This is a genomic window from Amycolatopsis rifamycinica (assembly GCF_000695625.1).
GTDB lineage: Bacteria > Actinomycetota > Actinomycetes > Mycobacteriales > Pseudonocardiaceae > Amycolatopsis > Amycolatopsis rifamycinica.
Map to the genome: position 1 here is coordinate 37,406 of NZ_JMQI01000070.1, position 21,774 is coordinate 59,179.

General features: G+C 69.7%; 26 protein-coding genes. 7 read left to right on the forward strand and 19 right to left on the reverse strand.

Going from position 1 to position 21,774, the window contains the following annotated elements; all coding sequences use genetic code 11:
- Window positions 1–119: 119 nt before the first annotated feature.
- Genes DV20_RS34205 through DV20_RS34215 form a run of 3 tightly spaced genes read right to left on the reverse strand, consistent with a single transcriptional unit; the run spans window position 120 to window position 4,053 of the window.
- On the reverse strand, window positions 120–941 hold the full coding sequence (locus tag DV20_RS34205) for a YceI family protein (protein WP_043787342.1): 822 nt from the start codon (window positions 939–941) through the stop codon (window positions 120–122).
- Window positions 938–3,526, reverse strand: coding sequence for an MFS transporter (locus tag DV20_RS34210; protein WP_043787343.1), 2,589 nt, complete (start codon window positions 3,524–3,526; stop codon window positions 938–940). Before DV20_RS34210 ends, DV20_RS34205 begins: the two co-directional genes overlap by 4 nt.
- Window positions 3,523–4,053 carry a MarR family winged helix-turn-helix transcriptional regulator gene (locus tag DV20_RS34215; protein ID WP_043787345.1) on the reverse strand — a complete coding sequence of 177 codons (531 nt, stop codon included), beginning with the start codon at window positions 4,051–4,053 and terminating at the stop codon, window positions 3,523–3,525. Before DV20_RS34215 ends, DV20_RS34210 begins: the two co-directional genes overlap by 4 nt.
- Window positions 4,054–4,240: 187 nt before the next feature.
- On the opposite strand from DV20_RS34215, the gene DV20_RS34220 reads away from it, so the two are divergent.
- Window positions 4,241–4,666: a PPOX class F420-dependent oxidoreductase gene (locus DV20_RS34220; RefSeq protein WP_043787347.1), complete on the forward strand. Its 426-nt coding sequence runs from the start codon at window positions 4,241–4,243 to the stop codon at window positions 4,664–4,666.
- Window positions 4,667–4,735: 69 nt separating this feature from the next.
- Complete coding sequence (locus DV20_RS34225) at window positions 4,736–6,127, forward strand: FAD-binding oxidoreductase (protein WP_043787348.1); 1,392 nt, start codon at window positions 4,736–4,738, stop codon at window positions 6,125–6,127.
- A 550-nt stretch (window positions 6,128–6,677) separates the two neighbouring features.
- On the opposite strand, the gene DV20_RS34230 is transcribed toward DV20_RS34225, so the two are convergent.
- The 4 genes from DV20_RS34230 to DV20_RS34245 all read right to left on the reverse strand — a co-directional run bounded on the left by DV20_RS34230 (window position 6,678) and on the right by DV20_RS34245 (window position 9,665).
- Entirely contained in the window at window positions 6,678–7,379 is a 702-nt protein-coding gene (locus tag DV20_RS34230) for a DedA family protein (protein ID WP_043787349.1), read from the reverse strand.
- A 45-nt stretch (window positions 7,380–7,424) separates the two neighbouring features.
- Window positions 7,425–7,823: a hypothetical protein gene (locus tag DV20_RS34235; protein ID WP_043787350.1), complete on the reverse strand. Its 399-nt coding sequence runs from the start codon at window positions 7,821–7,823 to the stop codon at window positions 7,425–7,427.
- A 26-nt stretch (window positions 7,824–7,849) separates the two neighbouring features.
- Entirely contained in the window at window positions 7,850–9,001 is a 1,152-nt protein-coding gene (nagA, locus tag DV20_RS34240; protein WP_043787352.1) for an N-acetylglucosamine-6-phosphate deacetylase, read from the reverse strand.
- Window positions 9,002–9,092: 91 nt separating this feature from the next.
- The gene (locus tag DV20_RS34245; protein WP_033262965.1) at window positions 9,093–9,665 is read right to left on the reverse strand and encodes a SigE family RNA polymerase sigma factor; all 573 of its coding nucleotides are present in this window, start codon (window positions 9,663–9,665) and stop codon (window positions 9,093–9,095) included.
- A 200-nt stretch (window positions 9,666–9,865) separates the two neighbouring features.
- Between DV20_RS34245 and DV20_RS34250 the strand changes: the two genes are divergently transcribed.
- Window positions 9,866–10,144, forward strand: coding sequence for a YciI family protein (locus tag DV20_RS34250; protein ID WP_043787353.1), 279 nt, complete (start codon window positions 9,866–9,868; stop codon window positions 10,142–10,144).
- Window positions 10,145–10,192: 48 nt separating this feature from the next.
- On the opposite strand, the gene DV20_RS34255 is transcribed toward DV20_RS34250, so the two are convergent.
- The 4 genes from DV20_RS34255 to DV20_RS34270 form a co-directional block, all read right to left on the reverse strand.
- Window positions 10,193–11,662 carry a flavin-containing monooxygenase gene (locus DV20_RS34255; protein ID WP_043787354.1) on the reverse strand — a complete coding sequence of 490 codons (1,470 nt, stop codon included), beginning with the start codon at window positions 11,660–11,662 and terminating at the stop codon, window positions 10,193–10,195.
- Between the two features lie 80 nt (window positions 11,663–11,742).
- Window positions 11,743–12,216 (reverse strand): pyridoxamine 5'-phosphate oxidase family protein, encoded by a 474-nt coding sequence (locus DV20_RS34260; protein ID WP_043787355.1) that lies wholly within the window; start codon window positions 12,214–12,216, stop codon window positions 11,743–11,745.
- A gap of 2 nt (window positions 12,217–12,218) precedes the next feature.
- Window positions 12,219–13,130, reverse strand: a complete 912-nt coding sequence (locus tag DV20_RS34265) for an SDR family oxidoreductase (protein ID WP_043787357.1) — start codon at window positions 13,128–13,130, stop codon at window positions 12,219–12,221.
- A 55-nt stretch (window positions 13,131–13,185) separates the two neighbouring features.
- On the reverse strand, window positions 13,186–14,112 hold the full coding sequence (locus DV20_RS34270; protein ID WP_043787358.1) for an aldo/keto reductase: 927 nt from the start codon (window positions 14,110–14,112) through the stop codon (window positions 13,186–13,188).
- A gap of 74 nt (window positions 14,113–14,186) precedes the next feature.
- Between DV20_RS34270 and DV20_RS34275 the strand changes: the two genes are divergently transcribed.
- Entirely contained in the window at window positions 14,187–15,008 is an 822-nt protein-coding gene (locus tag DV20_RS34275) for an LLM class F420-dependent oxidoreductase (protein WP_043787359.1), read from the forward strand.
- Window positions 15,009–15,161: 153 nt separating this feature from the next.
- Window positions 15,162–16,193, forward strand: a complete 1,032-nt coding sequence (gene fbaA, locus DV20_RS34280; protein WP_043787360.1) for a class II fructose-bisphosphate aldolase — start codon at window positions 15,162–15,164, stop codon at window positions 16,191–16,193.
- 54 nt (window positions 16,194–16,247) lie between these two features.
- Here fbaA and DV20_RS34285 read toward each other — a convergent pair whose 3' ends face one another.
- From DV20_RS34285 to DV20_RS34310, 7 genes are read right to left on the reverse strand one after another with little or no spacing between them, the layout of a single operon-like run.
- Window positions 16,248–16,586 carry a hypothetical protein gene (locus DV20_RS34285; RefSeq protein ID WP_043787361.1) on the reverse strand — a complete coding sequence of 113 codons (339 nt, stop codon included), beginning with the start codon at window positions 16,584–16,586 and terminating at the stop codon, window positions 16,248–16,250.
- Window positions 16,586–16,798, reverse strand: coding sequence for a hypothetical protein (locus DV20_RS47225; protein ID WP_043787363.1), 213 nt, complete (start codon window positions 16,796–16,798; stop codon window positions 16,586–16,588). The genes DV20_RS34285 and DV20_RS47225 overlap by 1 nt, the downstream gene beginning before the upstream one ends.
- A complete protein-coding gene (locus DV20_RS46800; protein ID WP_235191060.1) occupies window positions 16,734–17,117 on the reverse strand; it encodes a hypothetical protein in 384 nt (127 codons plus the stop codon). The genes DV20_RS47225 and DV20_RS46800 overlap by 65 nt, the downstream gene beginning before the upstream one ends.
- Entirely contained in the window at window positions 17,038–17,793 is a 756-nt protein-coding gene (locus DV20_RS46805) for a putative T7SS-secreted protein (RefSeq protein WP_051736242.1), read from the reverse strand. The genes DV20_RS46800 and DV20_RS46805 overlap by 80 nt, the downstream gene beginning before the upstream one ends.
- The gene (locus DV20_RS34300; RefSeq protein ID WP_043787364.1) at window positions 17,793–18,134 is read right to left on the reverse strand and encodes a hypothetical protein; all 342 of its coding nucleotides are present in this window, start codon (window positions 18,132–18,134) and stop codon (window positions 17,793–17,795) included. Before DV20_RS34300 ends, DV20_RS46805 begins: the two co-directional genes overlap by 1 nt.
- Before the next feature lie 27 nt (window positions 18,135–18,161).
- The gene (locus tag DV20_RS43280; protein WP_051736243.1) at window positions 18,162–18,563 is read right to left on the reverse strand and encodes an SseB family protein; all 402 of its coding nucleotides are present in this window, start codon (window positions 18,561–18,563) and stop codon (window positions 18,162–18,164) included.
- Window positions 18,564–18,620: 57 nt separating this feature from the next.
- Window positions 18,621–19,793, reverse strand: coding sequence for a hypothetical protein (locus tag DV20_RS34310; RefSeq protein ID WP_200876558.1), 1,173 nt, complete (start codon window positions 19,791–19,793; stop codon window positions 18,621–18,623).
- Here DV20_RS34310 and DV20_RS34315 point away from each other — a divergent pair.
- The gene (locus tag DV20_RS34315; RefSeq protein ID WP_043787366.1) at window positions 19,792–20,007 is read left to right on the forward strand and encodes a hypothetical protein; all 216 of its coding nucleotides are present in this window, start codon (window positions 19,792–19,794) and stop codon (window positions 20,005–20,007) included. The genes DV20_RS34310 and DV20_RS34315 overlap by 2 nt on opposite strands.
- 26 nt (window positions 20,008–20,033) lie before the next feature.
- Window positions 20,034–20,444 carry a DUF3151 domain-containing protein gene (locus DV20_RS34320; RefSeq protein ID WP_043787367.1) on the forward strand — a complete coding sequence of 137 codons (411 nt, stop codon included), beginning with the start codon at window positions 20,034–20,036 and terminating at the stop codon, window positions 20,442–20,444.
- A 42-nt stretch (window positions 20,445–20,486) separates the two neighbouring features.
- Here DV20_RS34320 and DV20_RS34325 read toward each other — a convergent pair whose 3' ends face one another.
- A complete protein-coding gene (locus DV20_RS34325; protein ID WP_043787369.1) occupies window positions 20,487–21,710 on the reverse strand; it encodes a lipase family protein in 1,224 nt (407 codons plus the stop codon).
- Between the last annotated feature and the right edge of the window lie 64 nt (window positions 21,711–21,774).

The following is a 21,774-nucleotide window of genomic DNA, read 5'->3' on the forward strand; positions in this document are numbered from 1 at the left end:
TACGTGGCCCGGGTGAACGGGCCGCGGCTAACGGTCAAATCGAGCTGTCCGGGATATTCAGGTGCTACGAACGGTGAAGGCCCTCTCACCCAGTGGTGAGAGGGCCTCCGTCCGGCCACTCAGAACTGCGGCAGCGTCTCGCCCTGCACCGCTTCGACGTCCAGCTCGATCTTCACCGTCGTGCCGACGGCCGCGACGCCCGCCCGGACCATCGCGCTGTAGTTGATCGCGAAGTCGTTCCGGTGCAGCGTCGTCTCGGCGTGGAACGCGACGCGCACGCCGCCCCACGGGTCCGGGCCCCAGCCGCCGTAGGTCAGCTCGAGCTCGACCTCGCGGCGCTCGCCGTGCAGCGTCAGCTCGCCCAGCAGCGTCCACGAGTCCGCGCCGCGCTGGCGCAGCCCGGTGCTGGTGAACGTGATGACCGGGTGCACGTCGACGTCGAGGAAGTCCGGCGACCGCAGGTGGTCGTCGCGCATCCGGATGCCGGTGTCGATGCTCGCCGCCTTGATCTCGGCGTGCACGGACGACCGCTCGGCCGGCCGGCCGATCTCGATCCGGCCGGAGACGTCCGGGAACCGCGCCTTGATGCTCGCGATGCCCAGGTGCCGCGCGGTCGCGACCACCGACGAGTGCATCGGGTCGATCACCCACGGCCCGGCGGGCGGCAGCTCGATCGCCTCGGCGACCGGGGCCAGCACGACGTCGCCGAGCGAGCCGCTGCCGTCCGAGGCGATCTGCGCCGTCCGCGCGACCGGGGCGTACCCGGCCGCGGTGACGACGGCCGTGTACGCGCCCGGCGCGAGCGCGTCGGTGACGACCTCGCCGCGGACGTTGGCCGCCTGCCGGGCGACCTGCCGCCCGGCCGGGTCGGTGACGGTGAGCACCGCGTGCTCCACCGCCCAGCCCTCGGCCGTGCGGAAGGTCGCGCGCAGGCCGGTCATGACCGGTCGACCAGCTCGTCGAGGGCCTGGTCGTAGCTCAGCCGGACGTCGTGGCCCGCCTCGCCGCCGGTCAGCTCCACCTGGCTGGTCGCCGGCGGGTAGCCGCTCGCGACCACGGTGTACGCGCCCGCGGGCAGGTCGCTGACCACGTACCGGCCTTCGCCGTCGGTCCGCGCGACCGCGGCCACGTTGCCTTCGGCGTCGAGCACGGTGATCCGCGCGTCCGGCACCACCCGGTCGCCCTCGGTCCGCGCGGTGCCGGTGAGCAGCACCGAGCTGGCGAGCTCGACGTCGTGGCGCAGCACGCCGCTGTCCGGCACGGTCAGCGTCACCGCGAAGGGCCGGTAGCCCGCGCCGCTGGCGACCAGGGTGTACGCCCCGGCGCCGACCCCGACGAAGGCGTAGGTGCCGTCCGCGGTCGTGATGAACGCGCCGTTCACCTCGCCGCGGCCGTCGGTGAGCGTCACCGTCACGTTCGGCAGCGGCTGCCCCGTGGCGGCCGCCCGCACGGTGCCGGTCAGCTCGCCGGAGCCGGTGAGCGTGACGTCGACCGTCGCCGGTCCGTTGCTGATCACGACGCTGGAAGCCTGCGGCTGGTGGCCGTGTGCCGACACGATGAGCACGTACGCGCCCGGGCCCTGGCTGGGCACCGAGTAGCTGCCGTCGGCGGCCCCGGTGGCCCGCGCGACCTGGCGGCCGCGCTGGTCGATCAGGGTCAGCGCGGCGCCCGGCACGTGGCTGCCGTCCTGGCGCCGGATATGGCCGATCACCGGCACGCCACCCGCGTTCACGGGCGTGTCGAGCTCGGACTGGCCGACGGAGTTCGTGATCGGCAGCGCGCCCGAAACGGCCTGGTAGTCACCGTGCCCGTTGGTGCTCAGCGCGTGCTTCCCGCCGCCCACGAGGGCGGGTTCACGGTCGACCGGACGCACCGGCTCGACGATCTCGGTGGGCTCGTCGGCGTGGTCGTCGGCCTCGAGCAGCGCCTCGCCACCTTCCATCGCCGCCGCGGCCGGGGCCGCGTTGGTCAGCGGGATCTCCTTCATGAACAGGAGGACCACCGTGGCCAGCAGGGCCACCGCACCCGCGATGTAGAACACCGTGGTGATCGAGTCGGTGAAGCCGATCAGGATCGGCGTCTTGATCGACTCCGGCAGGGTCTGGATCACGCTGGTGTTCTCGGACAGGTTGCCGACGCTCGAGCCGGCGCCGGCCGGCAGCTGCCCGCCGAACGCCTTCGTGATGTTCGGCATCAGCGTGTTGAACAGGACCGTCAGGAAGATCGCGACACCGGCGGTACCACCGATCTGGCGGAAGAACGTCGCCGACGCGGTCGAGACGCCCATGTCACTGCGCGGGCCCGCGTTCTGCACCGCGATGATCAGCGTCTGCATGCACTGACCGAGGCCGAGGCCGATGATGGCCGCCGCGACCAGCGGGTGCCACACCGGCGAGTCGTATTCGACCTGCGCGAAGAAGAACGCACCGGCGGCGATCATGAGGGTGCCCACGATCGGGAAGACCTTGTAGCGACCGGTCTTGCCGGTGATCCGCCCGGAGACGATCGAGCTGATCATGATGCCCGCCATCAGTGGCAGCATCAGCAGCCCGGATTCGGTCGGCGTGTAGCCCTGCACGACCTGCATGAACTGCGGGATCATGGTGATCGCGCCGAACATCGCGACACCGACGATGACACCGCCGATGATCGCCACGGTGAACGTCGAGTTCTTGAACAGCCGCAGCGGGATCAGCGCGGCGTCCTTCATCCACCGTTCGACCGCGATGAACGCGATCACGCCGACGCCGCCGACGACGTAGCAGAGGATCGACTTGCCGTCGCCCCAGCCCCACTTCTGGCCCTGCTCGGCGACGATCAGGAACGGCACGACCGCGACGACCAGAGCGAGGGCGCCCCACCAGTCGATCTTGTGCTTCTGCGGGATGTGCGGCACGTTCAGCACCCGGGCGACGACGAACAGCGCGAGGATGCCGATCGGGACGTTGATCAGGAAGACCCAGCGCCAGCCGTGGATGTCGTAGCCGAAGATGCTGCCGGCGTGCTCGATGCCGGCGAAGAAGCCGCCCAGCACCGGGCCCAGCACGGTGGACAGGCCGAACACCGCGAGGATGTAGCCCTGGTACTTGGCCCGTTCCCGTGGCGGCACGATGTCGCCGAGGATGGTCATGGCCAGCGACATCAGACCGCCGGCGCCGAGGCCCTGCACCGCGCGGAACGCGGCCAGCTGGTACATCGACTGCGCGAAGGCCGAGGCCAGCGAACCGACGACGAAGATCGTGATCGCGGCCAGGTAGAACGGCTTGCGCCCGTAGATGTCGGACAGCTTGCCGTAGATCGGCGTGACGATCGTCGAGGTGATCAGGTACGCCGTGGTCGCCCAGGCCTGCAGGTCGAAGCCGTGCAGGTCGTTGGCGATCTTGACGATCGAGGTACCCACGATCGTCTGGTCGAGCGCGGCGAGGAACATGCCGCACATCAGGCCGCTCAGGATCGTGACGATCTGGCGGTGGCTCAGCCGTGGTGGTTCCTTCGCCACGGGTTGTTCGACGGTGGTGGTGCTCATGCGTTGGCCCCCTTGGCCGGTGCAGCGGCGGACACGTGCGCGTCGGCCAGCTGTGGAGAGTGGTTCTCGATACCTGTGTTGAGCCGGCCGAACAGGCGGTTCAGGGTCTGGATCTCCCCGTCGGTCCAGTCCCCGAGGACTTCGGCCAGCCACTGGTTGCGCTGCTTGCGGTTCTCTTCGAACACCCGCATGCCCTCGGGCGTCGGCGCGAGCAGGCAGGCACGCCCGTCTTCCGGGTCGGCCTGGCGCTCGACCAGTCCGTGCTGGACGAGGGAGCTCGACTGCCTGCTGATCGTGGAGATCTCGGAGTGGAGCGACTCGGCCAGCTTGCTCGTGCGCTGCGGGCCCTCGTGGATGAGGGTGAAGAGGATCGCGTACGCCGCTCGCTCGATGCCGTCCGGACCCTGTTTGGAGACCTGCGACTTCGCCTTGTTGACCAGCCGGACCAGGCGGACGAGTTCGTGCCCGAGCTGGTCGGCGAGGTCCAGCTCGGCCGTGGGCCGGGTGGCGGAGTTGTTCGGTGCCATGGGTGTTCCTTCACGGCGTTGGTTGGCGGCTGCAACTAGTTGCCTCAGGCAAGGATGTGCCTTCACTAGCGGTTATGCAAGCGGAGTACCTCGCGATGTGGCAGAACACACTTTAGTTGCCGTATGCAAGCAAGATTCCTTCGGGCTGCGGCCGGAACAACGGCGTCCGCCGCCGGTTGACAAGGGTATGACCGACGACACAGCCCTGAAGGACTTCCTCGCCGCCCGTCACCACGGCGTCCTCGCCACGATCCGCCGCGACGGCCGGCCGCAGCTGTCCACGATCACCTACCTCTACGACCCCGCCTCCGCGACGTTCATCGCGTCGATCACCGAGACGCGGGCGAAGACGAAGAACATGCGCCGCGACCCGCGGGTGACGTTCCACGTGAGCAGCGAGGACGGCTGGAGCTACGTCGTCGCCGAGGGGCGCGCCTCGCTCACGGCGCCGGCCGCGGCCCCCGACGACGACACGGTCGAAGCGCTCGTCGACTACTACCGGCGGGCATCGGGCGAGCACCCGGACTGGGCCGAGTACCGCCAGGCCATGGTCACCGACCAGCGGGTGCTGCTGACCGTGCACGTCGAGAAGCTGCTGGGGCTGGTCCGCTGACTGCTCCGTTGAGGCTGGTTTCGAAAGAAGATTTCCGCACTGCGGACTCTGCGGGCTTACGATGAGGCCATGAGCAACGAAGCTTTGGTCACCCGGCTCCGCGACCTGCTCGGCAAGGGCGCCGTGCTCACCGACTCCGACGTCACCGCCTCCTACGCCCGCGACATGATGCCGCTGGCGCCGTCGGGCACCCCGCTCGCCGTCGTGCTGCCGTCCGACGTCGAGCAGGTGCAGGCCGTGGTCAAGGCGTGCGCCGAGGCGAAGGTGCCGATCGTGCCGCGCGGGGCGGGCAGCGGCCTGTCCGGAGCGGCGAACGCGATCGACGGCTGCGTCACGCTGTCGCTGACCAAGCTGAACGAGATCGTCGAGATCGACCCGGGCAACCGGCTGGCGGTGGTGCAGCCGGGCGTGGTCAACCTGGACTTCCGCAACGCGGTGGAGAAGCACGGGCTGTTCTACCCGCCGGACCCGTCGAGCTACGACTGGTGCACGATCGGCGGCAACCTGTCGACCAACGCGGGCGGCCTCTGCTGCGTGAAGTACGGCGTGACGACGGACTCGGTGCTCGGCCTGGAGGTCGTCCTGGCCGACGGCTCGCTGCTGAAGACCGGACGCCGCACGGTGAAGGGCGTCGCCGGCTACGACCTGGCCCGGCTGTTCGTGGGCAGCGAGGGCACGCTCGGGGTGATCACGCAGGCGACGGTCCAGCTCAAGCCGTTGCCCCAGGCTCCGGCCACGCTGGTGGCGGGCTTCAGCACGACTGAAGCCGCGGGGGAGGCCGTCGCGCGCGTTGTCCGAGAAGGGCTCGTGCCGTCACTGCTGGAGATCATGGACGCGTCCTCGATCAAGGCGTCGGAGGCGTACCTGAAGACGGACCTCGGCGCGGGTTCGGACTGCCAGGCACTGCTCCTCGGCCAGTCGGACGCGGGCGGCGAGGTGGCCCGCCGGGAGCTGGCGGCACTGGAGCGGATCTGCGTGGACTGCGGCGCGGACCTGGCGTACACGACGGAGGACCTCGAGGAGGGCCGGATGCTCCTCCAGGCCCGCCGGGTGGTGCTGACGGCCCTGGAGACGTACGGGCTGTGGCTGACGGACGACGTGTGCGTGCCGCGGACGCGCATCGCGGAGCTGATCCGCGGGTGCGAGAAGATCAGCGCGGAGGTCGGCCTCCGGATCGCGGTGGTCGGCCACGCCGGCGACGGCAACATGCACCCGACGATCGTGTACCAGCCGGACGACCCGGACGAGTTCGAGCGGGCCCAGCGCGCGTTCGACGAGATCCTCGAGGTGGGGCTGTCCCTGGGCGGGACGGTGACGGGGGAGCACGGGGTCGGGAAGATCAAGCGCGAGTGGCTGGCCCGGGAGATCGGGCCGGTGGGGCTGCGGGTACACCAGCAGATCAAGCGGGCGCTGGACCCGGAGAACCTGTTCAACCCGGGGTCGATGTTCTCGATGACCTGAGCCGCGCCTGCAGGGGTCCCCGCCCGGGGGACCCCTGTTTTCACGTTACCGCGAGGGTCCGACAGTTTTCGGCTGCGCGAGCTGAGTTGCTGGGGCCGGGCTGAGCGGGGCCCGGGCGGGCTGAGCGGATCGGGGTCGAGCCGAGCGGGTGGGCAGGGCCGGGCGGAGGTCGAGCCGAGCGGGCGGGTCGGGCCGAGCGGGCCGGGCCGACTGAGGCGGATCGAGGCCGAGCCGAGCGGGCGGGGCGGGCGGGGCCGAGTCGAGCGGGCCAGACCGAGCGGGCCGGGGCGGGCCAAGCCGAGCGGGTCGGGCGGGGCCGAGGTCGAGCGGGCCGGGCCGACGGAGGCGGGCGGGGCCGAGCCGAGCCGAGCGCCGGGGCCGACCGCGCCCGCAGGGGTCCCCGCCCGGGGACCCCCTGATTTCACGTTACCGCGCAGGTACGACAGTTTCGGCGGCCACGCGTGCGCCGAACCCGGCCAAGGGCCGGCGCGAAGGTCTCGAATGAGTCATTCAGGACCTCGCCGTGGTGCGTGCCCGCGGGCCGAAAGTGTCAGTCCCGGACGCGGGGAATCCGCTGGGTGACCTCGGGGTCGGTCTCCGCGACGGCCTTCTTCTCGCGGCGCGACTTCAGGTACTCGAGCCCGATCGGCACCACCGACACGAGCACGATCAGCACGAAGATCGCGTCGACGTTGTCCCGGATGAACCCGATGTTGCCGAGCAGCGAACCCAGGATCGTGATGCCCGCGGCCCACAGGATGCCGCCGATCACCGTGTACGTGAAGTAGCGCTTCGGGTCCATGCGGCCGATGCCCGCGATCCACGTGATGAACGTGCGGACGAACGGGACGAACCGGGCCAGGACGACCGCCTTCGGGCCGTGCTTCTCCAGGAACTCGTGCGTCTTGTCGACGTACTCCTTCTTGAAGAACTTCGAGTCCGGGCGGTTGAACAGCTTCGGCCCGGCGAAGTAGCCGATGTAGTAACCGACCAGGTTGCCGAGCAGGGCCGCCGCCGTCACCAGGACGCAGACCAGCCACAACGGGGCGTTCAGCGTGCCGTTCGCGATGAACAGCCCCGCCGTGAACAGCAGCGAGTCACCCGGGAGGACCGGGAAGACGCTGCTCTCGATGAAGATGATCAGGCACAGCACCGCGATGACCGGAGTCGTCAGGCCGCTCAGCAGGTGCTGCGGGTCGAGCCATGACGGCAGCAGCGACATCGTGTGGACCGTGCTCTGGGCGAGAATCACCCCAAAAACGGTACAGGGTCACCCTGAGTCGTGACTGAGACCCGGTCAGACCAGCGTCAGCAGGCCGACCACGGACCCCGCGGCGAGGCCCAGCAGCACCGCCAGCAGCAAGATCCAATACGCCGGGAGCTGCGCGGACGTGCGCACGGGCGCCGGCGGACGCGGGGCGAACGTCGTCGGCGCCTCCGCGTCCAGGGCCGCGCGCTCGCGCTCCAGCGAGTCCGCGCTCGCGCCCGACAGCAACCCGTACGCCGACGGCAGCTCGTTGATCGCGCTGGTCGGGACCGCCTCGGTCGCCGAAGCCGAAGCCGAAGCCGACGACGCCGTAGAAGATGAAGCCGCCGCGGAAGACGAAGCCGGCGGCGGCGACACCTGTGGCGCGAAGACGGCTTGCGCGCGAAGGGCGTCCGCCAGCAGCTGCTCGGGGTCCTTCGGCTCGCTCATCTCCGCCCGTCCGCTCGACGCAAAACCTACGTGCTCAAGGTAGCCGTTCCCACCTCGGCCACCCATTCTCCCCGGCGCAGCACCTTCGCGGGCCGCAGGTCCTGGTCGAGGACGACGATGTCGGCCTGGTACCCGGAGCACAGCATCCCGGTGCGGTCCGCGATGCCGAGCAGCTCCGCGGGCCGCTGCGACGTCGCGTGCACCGCGTCGAGGATGCCGAGTTTCGCACCCCCGACCAGATTGCGGAAGGCGGTGTCCATCGTCAGGGTGCTGCCGGCCAGCGAGCCGTTGTCGGCGAGGGTGGCGACGCCGTCGTGGACGTCGACCTCGAGGCGGCCCAGCGTGTAGCGGCCGTCCGCCGCGTCGGTGGCCGACATCGCGTCGGTGATGAGCACCGTCCGGTTGCGGCCCGCGTGCTTCGCCGCCAGCCGGACGACGGTCGGGTGCAGGTGGACCAGGTCGCAGATGAGCTCGATGGTGATGCGCTCGTCGTCCAGCAGCGCGCCGATCGGGCCGGGCTCGCGGTGGTGCAGCGGCCGCATGCCGTTGAACAGGTGGGTCGCGACCGTCGCGCCCGCGTCGATCGCCGGGAGCAGCTGCTCCTCGACGCCGTCGGTGTGCCCGATCGCGGCGATCACGCCGGACTCGGCCAGCTGGCGGACGGCCTTCACGCCGCCGTGCAGCTCGGGAGCGATGGTGACCATCCGGATCGCGCCCTGACCGGCCCGCAGCAGCTTCTCGACCGTGCCGGTGTCCGGTTCGAGCAGGGTCTCCGGGTCGTGCGCGCCGCAGCGGGCCTTCGAGATGAACGGGCCCTCCAGGTGGATGCCCGCGACCTCGCCGTCCTGGACGAGCTCGCGCAGCGCGGCGACCTGCTCACGCAGGATGTCCACCGGGTCGGAGACCAGGCTGGCCAGCATGGTCGTGGTGCCGTGACGGCGGTGCGCCCGCACCGCCGTCAGGAGTTCCTCGGGATCGAGGGAGGTGAACGAAGCACCTCCCCCGCCGTGGCAGTGGGTGTCGATGAACCCGGGCACGACGAGTGCCCCACCGACGTCGACGTGTTCGCCCGACGGCGGGGTCCCGGAACCCACGCCGGCGATCCGCCCATCGGTGACGGCCACCCAGCCGTCGTCGAGTACACGGTCCGGGGTTGCCACCCGGCCGCCCATGATCACGAAATCTCCGGCGCCTCTCACGCACCCCAGCATATATTGGTCTGGACCAAGCATGGTGATACGACTCAGTGACTGGAATGGTCCACCCGGGTCACTGCGGGGTCTGCATGGCCTTCTGGAGTGCCTCGAGCGCCCGGCTGGCGGTCGACTTAACGGTACCCTTGGAGATACCTGCGGCCTCAGAGATCTCCGCTTCGCTCAGCCCGCCGTAGTACCGGAGCACCAGCACTTCACGCTGGCGGGGCGGCAGCTTGGACAGCGCGCTGACCACGGCCTGGTGCTCGCTGGAGAGCATCGCGAGGCTCTCCGCGGAGCGCGCGTTCACCGCGTGCGGCGGCACGTACTCACGGGCCGTCTTCCGGCGGCGCAGCACGCTGCGTGACCCGTTGACCACCGCGGTGCGCAGGTAGCCGACCGCGGCCGCGGCGTCGCGGAGCCTGCCCCAGTTGCGGTGCAGGCCGGTGAAGGCCTCCTGGACCACGTCTTCCGCCGTCGCGGGCTCGTCGACCAGCAGAATCGCCAGCCGGACCAGCCGCATGCGGTGCTGGCGGTAGAGGTCTTCGAGGGTCAGTGGCGCGGCGGTCTGCGCCGGGGCCGGACCGTCCATGACCCGCAGGTGGCCGAGGGTCGCCTCGACGCTGCGTTCCGCATTGCCCTCGAGCATGAACCCCTGCCTGTTCTCGACCCCGGTTTGCACGGTGTGCCGCGTCAGCAGGTTCACGGTATTCACAGCGCTCACACAGGTACTGACGCACGCCCAGCCTATCGGGTTGAGATGGCGGTGCCACAGATCGGATGCTGGTACAGAACCGTGACACGGGTAGCGTCGGCGGTGTCCGCACCCGCCCGACCCCGGAGATCCACATGGCCTGGTTCCTCGTCGAAATCACCTACGTCCAGGAGAAGATGCCGGACGTCCGGCCGCGGCACCGCGAGTTCCTGAGCAAGCTGGCCGAGGAGGGCCGGGTCGCGGTCGCCGGGCCGCTCGGTGACGGCACCGGCGGCGTCACCCTGTACCAGGCCGACGACGAGGCGCACCTCAAGGAGACGATCGACCAGGACCCGTACTTCCTGGAAGGGGTCATCGCCGAGCGGACCGTCCGCGAATTCAAGCCGGTGATCGGCGCCTGGCTGCCGTCGTAGGCTTCGCGCCGGACCTTTCGCCGTGCGGCGAAAGGTCCGGGCCGCCGGTCACGCCCGGCCGGTCAGCTCGTAGTCGGCCGGGTCGACCTTGCGCGTCTCCAGCCAGTAGCGCCAGGTGAAGCCCGGCCAGATGGTCCGGTTCACGCCCTGCGCGTCGAGGTACCAGCTCTTGCAGCCGCCCTGCGTCCAGACGCCCTTGACCAGTTTGTCCTGGATCTCCCGCTGGAACTCGTCCTGCACGCCCGGCCGGACGTCGAGCGCCGCGGCGCCGCGGGAGTCGGCGAGCTTGATGGCGTCGACGACGTACCGCGACTGCGACTCGATCATGAACACCACGGAGTTGTGGCCGAGCGCGGTGTTCGGGCCGAGCAGGAAGAACAGGTTCGGGAAACCGGACACGGTGATGCCCTTGTGCGTCCGCATGCCCTCGGTGGCCCACTCCTTGGCGAGGTTGCGGCCGTCGACGCCGGTGATGTCGAGGTACTCCAGCGCGTCGGTCACCTTGAAGCCGGTGCCGTAGATGATCGCGTCGACCTCGTGCTCCACGCCCGCGGAGTCGACGATCGAGTGCGCCTTGACCTCCTTCACGCCGTCGGTGACGACGTCGACGTTCGGCCGGGCCAGCGCCGGGTAGTAGTCGTTGGAGATCAGGACGCGCTTGCAGCCCATCGTGTAGTCCGGCGTGACCTTCCGGCGCAGCGTGGGGTCCTTGATGCCCTTCGCGATGTTCCGCTTCGCGATCAGCTCGCCGGCCTTCATGATCGCCGGGTGGCCGTTGAAGCCGATGGCCCGCGCCTCGAGCAGCCAGTACAGCGCGTTGCGGTAGGCCCGCTGGGTGCCCGGGACGCGCTTGAACAGCGTCCGCGCCCACGACGGCATCGCGTGGTCGGGCTTGGGCATGATCCACGGCGGCGTCCGCTGGAAGAGCGTCAGCTCGGCGACGTCGGGGGCGATCTTCGGGACGAACTGGACGGCGCTGGCGCCGGTGCCGACCACGGCGACCCGCTTGCCGCGCAGGTCGTACTCGTGGTTCCACCGCGCCGAGTGCCAAGTCTGGCCCCGGAAGTTCGCGATCCCGGGCAGCTCGGGGATCTGCGGGATGTGCAGGCCGCCGACGCCGGAGACGAGGAACTGCGCGACGAACTCGCGGCCGTCCTTGGTCGTCGCCGTCCAGCGGCGCTCCCGCTCGTCCCAGTGGGCGCCGGTCAGCTCGACGCCGAACCGGATCTTCTCGCGCAGCCGGTACTTGTCCGCGACACCCTTGAGGTAGTCGAAGATCTCCGGCTGCGGCGAGAACGACCGCGACCAGTCCGGGTTCTGCTCGTACGAGAACGAGTACATGTGCGACTGCACGTCGCACGCGCACCCGGGGTAGGAGTTGTCGCGCCAGGTGCCGCCCACCTCGTCGGCCTTCTCCAGGATCACGTAGTCCCGGATGCCGGCCTTTTCGAGCTGGATCGCCTGGCCGAGCCCGGAGAACCCGGTGCCCACGATCACGACCTTGAACCGCTCGGTCATCTGTCGGCCTCCGCTGCTTCGGGGATCTGCCCAGATAACGTTACCTCAGGTAACAGTTACTTGGAAGTACTCCCTACCGATCAGTACGTCCCGCCGAGCTTGCCGTGGTCCCAGCTGACGACCTTGGTCGGGCGGAAGACCAGCCCGACGCGTTTGGCCGCCTGACCAGCGATGAAGGCCTTCAGCTCGGCCGTCGCGGGGTCACCCGGGTTGGCGCCGGAGTAGCGCTGCATGAGCGCGGTCCCCATCCGGGTGACCTCCTCGACGTCCTCGACGATCTCGACGCCGGCCTCGAACGAGACGCCGCGGAGCTTTTCGTAGCTGTCGCCGTCCTCGACGAGCACGGTCGCCTCCGGCAGGCGGCGGAAGTTCTTCGCCTTCTGCGATGTCCCGTACGTCCAAGTCGCGACGCCGTCTTCGTGCGGGAAGTACCAGAGCGGCGCGAGGTGCGGGCGCCCGTTCGGGCCGATGCTGGCGACGTTGATGACCTTCTGGACGGCGAGGTACTCGCGCACCTCGTCCTCGGTCATCCTGATCTGGTCGCGACGGGACATCTTCACCCCTTGGTGGCGGCCCGGCCGCCGTGGCCGGTGACCGCCGACTCGAACGCGCCGCGCGCCTCGATGTCGGCCAGCGCGGCCTTGTCCGCCGAAGGTACCCGGCTGCGGGAGCCGATTTCGACGATCGGCGGCAGGAAGGCGCGGAACAGCTTGAGCCCGCCGACCCAGCGCGGCACGTGGATGGTCCGGGCGCGCTTGAGGATGCCCGCCTCCAGGTCGTCCAGGGCCACGTCCAGCGGGTACGTCTTGCCGATCAGGCCGGGCATCGACGCGCGGAGCTTGCCGAACACCGGGTGCGCGTCGGCGCTCTCGACCAGGTCGGTGCGGATCCACGTCGGATGCGCGACGCCGACCTTGACACCCAGGTGCGCGACTTCGGCGCGGAGGCTGTTCGAGAAGGCTTCGACGCCGGCCTTCGCGGCGGAGTAGTTGGCCATGCCCGGCGCGTGCGTGATCGCGGCGAGGCTGGAGATGGCCAGCAGGTAGCCCTTGCGCTCGATGACGTGGGGAAGCGTCACGCGGAACGTCCGCCAGACGCCGAGCAGGTCGACCTCGATCACCTTCTCGAACGCGGCGCGGTCGACCGAGCGGACGAAGCCCGCGGTCGCGATGCCGGCGTTCGCGATGACGATGTCGATCCCGCCGAAGTGGTCGACGACGCTCTTCGTCGCGCTCTCGAGCGCGTCCCAGCTGGTGACGTCGGCTTCCCAGGACTTCGCGTTCGCGCCGATCCGGTCGGCGACCTTCTGCTGCTCCTCGGCTTCGAGGCCGACGAGGGCCACCTTGGCGCCGCGCGCGGCCAGCCGCTCGGCGAGCCCGGCGCCGATGCCGCGGGCCGCGCCGGTGATCAGCACGACCTTGCCGTCGACCTTCTTGGTGCCGCTCAGCAGCGAAAACGGGTTGGCCACGGTGCCCTCCTAGACATCACTTGAGGGCACCGTACCTCAACTTACCCGCGGTAAGCTACCCAAGAGTAGCGTCACTTTCACGTGAAAGTGACGCTACTTCGTCTGGAGTCAGGTCGAGGGAAACCGAGGCGATCAGGTCGGTGAGCTGCTCCGGGGTGCGGGCGCTGGCGATCGGGGCGGCGACCGTCGGTTGCTGCCGCAGCCACGCGAGCGACACCGTGGCGACCGAAACGCCGTGCGCCCGCGCGACCTCGTCCAGCGCGGCGAGCACGCGCTCCCCACCCGCGTCCAAATAGGACACGGCGCGGGCGGCGCGCGGGCTGTCGCCGAGTTCCTCCTTCGTGCGGTACTTGCCGGTGAGGAAGCCCTTCGCGAGGGCGAAGTACGGCAGCGTCGCGAGGCCTTCACGTGCGACGAGCGGGGCGAGGTCGCGCTCGTAGTCCCGCTCGACGAGGTTGTAGTGCGGCTGCAGCACGGCGTACCGCGCGAGACCGCCTGTGTCCGAAATGGACAGTGCTTCGGCGAGCCGCTCGGCGCTGTAGTTGGACGCCCCGAGGTAGCGGACCTTGCCCGCGCGCACCAGCGCGTCGAACGCCTCGAGGGTCTCTTCGAGCGGGGTCTCCGGGTCGTCGACGTGGGCGTAGTAGAGGTCGATGTGGTCGGTCCGCAGGCGCCGCAGCGAGTCCTCCGCCGCGGCTCGGACGTTCTTCGCCGACAGGCCCGGCCGGCCCTCCCACATGCCGACCTTGGTGGCGACGACGACGTCGTCCCGCCGGCCGCGCGCGGCCAGCCAGTTGCCGATGATCGTCTCGGAGCCACCGCCGCCCCCGTAGAGGTCGGCGCTGTCCAGGAAGTTGCCGCCGGCCGCGGTGTAGGCGTCGAGGACGGCGAAGGACTGCGGCTCGCCGGCCGTCCAGCCGAAGACGTTGCACCCGAGGTTGAGCCCGTAGACGTCGAGGTCGGTGTTGCCCAGCTTGGTCATGCTTCCGACGTTAATACTTCCCACGATCCGGGAAGCCGGGACGAAAACCACGGCCTCGTGTGTTGGAGTGTTCCATGGCAATCGAACTCGGCAAGCTCGGTATCTGGCGGCACTACTCGGGCGTCGACGCGCGGTTCGCGGCGGAGGCGGAGAAGCTCGGCTACGGCGCGATCTGGCTGGGGGCGTCCCCGAGCGGCGACCTGTCCTACGTCGACGACCTCCTCGCGGCGACGGATTCGCTGGTCATCGCGACCGGCATCGTGAACATCTGGCAGGACGAGCCTGCGGACATCGCCCGCGTGTACGAGCGGATCGCGGGCAAGTACCCGGACCGCTTCCTGCTCGGGGTCGGCGCGGGCCACCCCGAGGCGTCCAAGGAGTACAAGAAGCCGTACGCGGCCCTGGTCGACTACCTCGACGGCCTGGACGCGGCGGGGGTCCCGGTGGCCGGCCGCGCCTTGGCGGCGCTCGGCCCCCAGGTCCTCAAGCTGGCCGGTGACCGGACGGCGGGCGCGCACCCGTACCTGACCACGCCGGAGCACACGCGGAGTGCTCGCGAGGTGCTGGGCGCGGGCAAGCTGCTGGCCCCGGAGCAGAAGGTGGTCCTCGGCACCGACGCCGCCGAGGCCCGCGCGATCGGCCGCAAGACCGTGAAGTTCTACCTCGGGCTATCGAACTACGTCGCCAACCTGCGGAAACTCGGCTTCACGGACGAGGACCTCGAAGGCGAGGGCAGCGACCGCCTGATCGACGCGCTGGCCCTGCACGGCGACGCGGAGACGATCGCGAGGGGCGTCCGCGCGCACTGGGAGGCGGGCGCCGACCACGTCAACATCCAGGTGCTGAACGAGGACCCGTGGCCCGCCTACCGGGCGCTGGCTGCCGAACTGCTGTGATCCCCGTCCGGCTGCCGGTTCACCCGGCGGCCGGACCCCTCCTTCTGAACCGATTCCACGTGCGGGAAAGTTTCTGCGCGGGGACCGGTGTGCGGCGGCGGCGGACCTCGTACGATGCGGTCGGGACCCACCCTGTGCCAAGGAGGAGTAACGATGCCCATCGCCACCCCCGAGGTCTACGCGGAGATGCTCGACCGGGCCAAGGCGAACGAGTTCGCCTACCCGGCCATCAACGTGACCTCGTCCGAAACCGTGAACGCCGCCATCCGCGGCTTCGCCGAGGCGGAGAGCGACGGCATCATCCAGTTCTCCACCGGTGGTGCGGAGTTCGCGTCCGGCCAGAAGGTCAAGGACATGGTGACCGGCGCGACCGCGCTGGCGGAGTTCGCCAATGTTGTTGCCGCAAAATACGACGTGAACGTCGCGCTGCACACCGACCACTGCCCGAAGGACAAGCTGGACGGCTTCGTCCGCCCGCTGATCGAGATCTCGGCCGAGCGCGTGAAGAACGGCCAGAACCCGCTGTTCCAGTCCCACATGTGGGACGGCTCGGCGATCGACCTCGACGAGAACCTCGAGATCGCCGCGGAACTGCTCGCCAAGACGGCGGCCGCGAAGATCATCCTCGAGGTCGAGATCGGCGTCGTCGGCGGCGAGGAAGACGGCGTCGAGGCGGAGATCAACGAGAAGCTGTACACGGCCGAAGGCGACTTCCTGAAGACGATCGACGCGCTGGGAGCGGGCGAAAAGGGCCGCTACCTGCTGGCGGCGACGTTCGGCAACGTCCACGGCGTGTACAAGCCGGGCAACGTGAAGCTCCGCCCGGACGTCCTGAAGGGCGGCCAGGAAGCGGCGGCGAAGAAGCTCGGCCTGGACGCGGGTTCGAAGCCGTTCGAGCTGGTCTTCCACGGCGGCTCGGGCTCCCTCCCGGAGGAGATCCGCGAGGCGGTGTCGTACGGCGTGGTGAAGATGAACGTCGACACGGACACGCAGTACGCGTTCACCCGCCCGATCGTCGACCACTTCTTCAAGAACTACGACGGAGTCCTGAAGATCGACGGCGAGGTCGGCAACAAGAAGGTCTACGACCCCCGCTCGTACCTGAAGGCGGCGGAGGCCGGCATGGCTCAGCGCGTGGTCGAGGCTTGCGAGGCCCTCGGCTCGGCGGGGACGAAGCTCAAGTAAGTCACGCTCGAAGGGGCGGCACTTTCACGTGAAAGTGCCGCCCCTTCGTCGTGTTCAGCTCGACGGATCGTGGAGCCAGGCGATTTCGCCGGTCTCGGGCAGCCGCCCGAGGGCCAGAGTTTCGGCCTCGATCCGGCGGAGGTGCTCGTCCTTCTCGCCGGGCCAAGGCCGGAAGCCCGGCTCCTGCTCGACGAGGTCGCCGGGCACCGCCCCACGATCGTGCAGATCACCGAGCACGGCCAGCATCGCCGAGGTCAGCTGCTCGAGCGTCGCACCCTGGCCCGCCATTGCGCCGGCCACCGCGCCCACCGGGGACAGACCGCCCCAGTCTTCGCGCGCGTAGTCCAGCAGGTAGTCGAGGTCGTCCTGGTAAGAGCTGTCCGCCCCACCCATCACTGGCCTCCGTCTTTGACATGGAAGCGCTTGACCGTGTCCAGGCCGTCCACCTTGTTGATGTCGATCGTGGGGCCTCCGGACTTGCTGAAGGTTCGATAAGTCACTGTGGATGGCGGGTCCCCACCGATTTGCCAGGTTTCGACCTTACCCTTGGGGGTGTCGATCACCTGGTCCGGTTCGCCCAGCTTCGAGCGGACGTTGTCGACCAAACCGTCGAGGTCCTGCCGGGACCATCCTCACGCCCTTGCTGTCCTCGACACCGGGGATGTTCCCGTCCTTGCCGGAAACGGCTTCCTGGACCGCCTTCGCGCGATCGGCGGGCGCCTTGGGGTGTCCCTCGTCCGGTACGTGGTCGCCGCCGGCGTGCTTGCCTTTGCTCAGCAAGCCCTTGGCGACCTTGCCCGCGCCGAAGAGCAGCAAGCCGCCGGTGATCTTGCCGAGCGCTCGGTCACCGTGTCCGTTGGCCCAGTCGTCCCAGGCGACTATCTCCTTGAAGGTTTCCACCGGATGAGTGATGTTGTGCGCCATCGACCACCGTTTCCGCAGGATCGGTGATCGCCGTCCACAGCGCTTCACCGGCTCCTGAGATCGTGTCCCAGATACCGCCGAAGAAGTTGGCGTCCGCCTGCTTCCGGGAGTCTTGCGGCGCGAGTGCGGCTTCACCGCGCAGAGCGTTCTCACAACGGTCGCCCTCGGCGACCAGCTGTTGCCGCGCCCGGTTCAGGATGTCGCGCGCCGCCTGTCTCTGGGCCTCACCGGTGTCGGTGAACGGTGGCGGTGGCACGACGGCCGGGTCACCTCGCTCGGCGTTCGCCCGCGTCTGCGCCTGTGCGGTGGACACCGCGCGGTCGTGTGCGATCTTGGCCTGTTGTGTCGCCGCCTCACCCTCCTCCCATTTGGCGATCGCTTCGGACGCCTGGCCCTGAGCCCACGACAGCGTGTTCGCGTAAGCGGTCAGCGCCTGCGCCGCGTTGTCCAGTGAGTCACTTGCCTCGAGCCAGCGAGGGACCTCGGTTTGATGATCCTCGTGGAACTTGTCCGACGCCGGACCTCGCCAAGCCCCGGTGTCGATCTTCTTCAGGGCCTCGCCGACCGCCGCGGCCGATTTCGCCCGGGCTTCCAGTACCCGCGCGTTCTCGAAAACGGCGGGCGGGTCGCCGGGGACCAACGCCTTCGGATCGGCTGTCTGGCCGAGTTCCGGCATCAGATCGCGCCGATGGCCGGCTCGTCCGGTGTGACCGCAGCCAAGCCGGGGTCGGACTTCAGGGCGCTCGTGTTGCCTTGTTCGACTGCGTGATAGGCCGAGGCCGCCTTGCCCAGCAGCTCGCCGAGGTCTCTTGCGCGGTCGGCCAACGCGTCCAACCCGACACTCCACCGGCCGCACAGCTCGGCGAGCGCGTCATGCACGCCGTTGTGGCCGTACAGCCCGGGTTCGCCGCACAGGTCCCGGAGCTCGAAGCTGTCTTGGTCGTGCACGACGTCGCCCATGCTCTTCGATGCGCTCGCCAACACGTCGACATCGACGTGAAACCCCGGACCGTCCACTCTTGTCCGCCCTCTCGATCGCTGGGTTCAGGCTGTGTCCGCTCGTCGTCCGCCGGCCTGTGCCCACGCGCGTGCCACCACCTCTGGCGGCGCCATACGAGACAAGACCGGAAACCGGTGTTCGTCGTCGGGATCGACCATCACCCCGACACCGGGTGGCACCAGCTCCAGCAGATCGGCACCGGTCGTGGCGAAGTAGGCACACTCCCCCGAGTGCGCGGCGAGGCGTTCCAAGGTCGAGAACACGACCATCCACCGGCCACGCTCGCCGAGGTCCGTCACCAGAACCGCCGGAGGCTGCGTGCGTTCCGCATACACCGTCGCACCCGCGAAGACTTCCATGAAGTCGCCCGGGCCTCGACTGCCGTCCCATACTTGCTGCGCGACGACTACTAGGTAAGCCTCGCCCTGCGGGTCGTCACTATTCACGCCCCGAGACATTACTCCGCGTAGTCGTAGGACTCAACCCACCTGCGAGCGCGACGGCTACGCCACAACCCGCCGCGCGCTCCACCGCCGCGTCACCGGGCCGGCCGCCGCCCACAGGGCGAACACGACGGCGAGCACCACCAGCGCCGTCCAGTACGCCGCCGGGGGTGCCGACTCCGTGTGGGCGTCGCCCAGTACCCACGGCCGGAACTGCGACTGCAGCCAGAACGCGCCGTACCCGAACGCCGTCACCAGCAGTGCCCCCGCGCCCGCCTGCAGGAAGCCGGACCCGAGTGCGAACGCCATGTCCACCGCGAGACCCACGAACAGCAGGTAGAACGGCACCGTCGACACCGGGAAGCCCATCCCGAGCAGCAGCGGCCACATCACCACGCGATAAGCCACGTACGCCAGCGCCACCGAGGTGGCCGCCCAGCGGAAGCTCAGCGTTCGCCGGGCCAGGACCAGGATCAGCGCCATCACGCCGATGCCCCACAGCGGGTACACCCACTCCGGGATCGGCATCGTGAAGTGCAGCACCGCCGTCCGGTCGACCGGGTGGCCGATCTGGTTGGCCGCGAAGTCCAGCAGCGACTTCTCCGCCTCCGGCTCGCCGCGCTCCCAGGCGCGCAGGCCGAGGATGCCGTACTCCTGCTGGCCGTTCGGGAAGAACGTGTTCTCCAGGAAGAACGCCCACAGCGCGAGCAGCACGCCCGTGCGGAACCGTCCCGGCGGGGACAACCGCAGCCAGCCCAGCAGGACGCCGGCCTGCATGATGCCCGTGCCCAGGTAGAGCATCATGTGGGACGGGCTCCACGCGGTCAGGTCGAGGCCGTTGACGCGGTGGTTGATGACGTCCAGCGGCGCCGCCACCAGGAACGTCAGCAGGCCGATCTGCATCAGGCGCAGCGACCGCCTGTCACACCCCAGGCCCGTGTAGCTGTGGATCGCCACCAGCACCACGATGATCACCGTGCCGACGGTGTTGATCAGGTGCGGCGGGGCCAGGTCGTCGCGCAGCCACATGAAGTGCCACGACATGTCCCACGACGAGCCGACGAGCTTGAACGCGAACGCCGCCAGCCACATCCCGTAGCAGAACCGGAGCACCCAGTCCGGGGTCGGCTGCCCGGGGACGCCGCGGTGCCAGTGCCGCGTGAAGAACAGCCTCGTCTTGGCGAGGGGGCTGCGCGGGATCACGTCCACCGGGACGTCGACTGCCTTGGCCATGCCGGACATCATGGCCGGTCATGGTCACGAGTGGGCCAAGACCGTGGCAAAGGCCGCGAAAATCGGGGATCACCCCTACGGGTGGACGACTTGCTCCGCCGGGGACGGCTTGGCATGGTGTGCCGCCATGATGCCGAAACGAGTTGTCGCGGCGGTGCTCGTCGCCGCGCTGGTGCTGGCCGGCGGCGGGATTCTCGCGGGCTTGTTCTTCTGATCCGCGGGCATGGGCACAATGACCCCATGACGCACAACCTGCTCGGCCCCGAGCCGACGCTGCTGCCCGAGCACACCGCCGCCCAGGCCGCGCTCGACGCCGGGACCGACCCGGCCACCGTCGCGGCCGAACACCCCGATTACAGCGAGGCGTGGGCTTCGCTGGCCGAGAAGGCCCTGGACGCCGGTGAGACCGTCGCTGCGTACGCGTACGCGCGCACCGGCTACCACCGTGGTCTCGACCAGCTGCGCCGCGCCGGCTGGAAGGGCTTCGGTCCGGTGCCCTGGTCCCACCGCCCCAACCAGGGGTTCCTCCGCGCCCTCGCCGTGCTCGGCAAGGCCGCCGGCAAGATCGGCGAGACCGAGGAGTACGACCGCTGCCGCACGTTCCTCGCCGACTCCGACCCCGCCGCCGCGGAAGCCACCGGCCTGAAGTGACGCCGTGGGCCCGGGACCGCGCGGTCCCGGGCCCGTCCGGCCTCAGAACCAGCCGCAGTTGACGGGGGCCGGGAGGCCGGCGAAGCGGCCCTCGAGCCAGGCGAACGCCTCCGGGTACGCCCGCACCGCGCCGAGCACGTGCGTCGGCACCAGCGACGTGCTGAACTGCACCCGCACGCCCTTGCCGCACCACGTCCGGCCCAGGTCGCGGTCCTGCGCGTAGGGCACGATGTCGTCGAGCGCGCTGTGCACGATCAGCACCGGCGCCGACGGCTTCAGCGAGCCGATCTTCTGCTCGGCCACCCGCGACCGGTACGGCTCCTCCCCGAGGTACGCGACGAGTGAGCGGCCGTCGTTGGTCAGCGTCGAGGACTGCGTGAACGCGTGCCCGGCGATCGCGTCCACCGTGCACTCGGTCCGGACCTGCTCGAACAGCTGCTTCCCACGCGCGTTGAGCAGCGCCGGGATGTTCAGCTCGGGGTACGCGTAGTTCATGCTCACGAGCGCGAAGCCGAGGAACCCGACCGCGTAGTGGCCGTCGAGGTTCTTGGCCACTTCGGCGAGGTCCGCCGGCACCGCGCCCGCGTACGCGCCCTTCAGCTTCAGCTCGGGCGCGTAGCTCGGCTGCAGCTCCGCCGCCGCGGCCGACGCACCGCCGCCCTGGGAGTAACCGGCGATCGCGACCGGGCCGTCGTCCGGGAGCCCCGCCTCCGGCAGCCGCTGCGCCGCGCGGATCGCGTCGAGCACGGCGTGTCCCTCCGACGCGCGGTTGACGTACGTGTGGTCGCCGGGCGTGCCCAGCCCCTCGTAGTCCGTGACGACGACGCCGTAGCCCCGCGTCAGCAGCCCGGCGATGAACGGCCCTTCGTACTCGAAGCCCGCGGCAAGCGCTTTCGACGGCGCGCAGTCGTCGCCCTCGCCCTGGGTGCCGACGGCGTAGGAAACGATCGGGCGCACGCCGGTGCCGTGCCACGCCGACCGCGGCGTCAGCACCGTGCCGGTGACGGCGATCGGCGAGCCGTGCGTGTCCGTGCTGCGGTACATGATCCGTTGCACGCTGGCGTCGGCCTTGATCAGCTGGATCGGGTCGATGTAGAACGTCGACGCCTCGTGCCGGATGACGTCGCCGTTGCTGCCGGCAGGGAGGGGGGACGGCGGGTCGTAGAAGGACGCGGCGGAGGCCTGCGGCGGGCCCAACGTCGCCAGGACCAGAACGGAGACCGTGGCGACGGCCGCGGACCGGGCGCGGCGGGGGAAGATACGCATGCTTGCTCCTCGTTGAGCAGGGCGGGTGCGCGGGGAAACACCTTTTCAGACAGAGGTGTCGGAA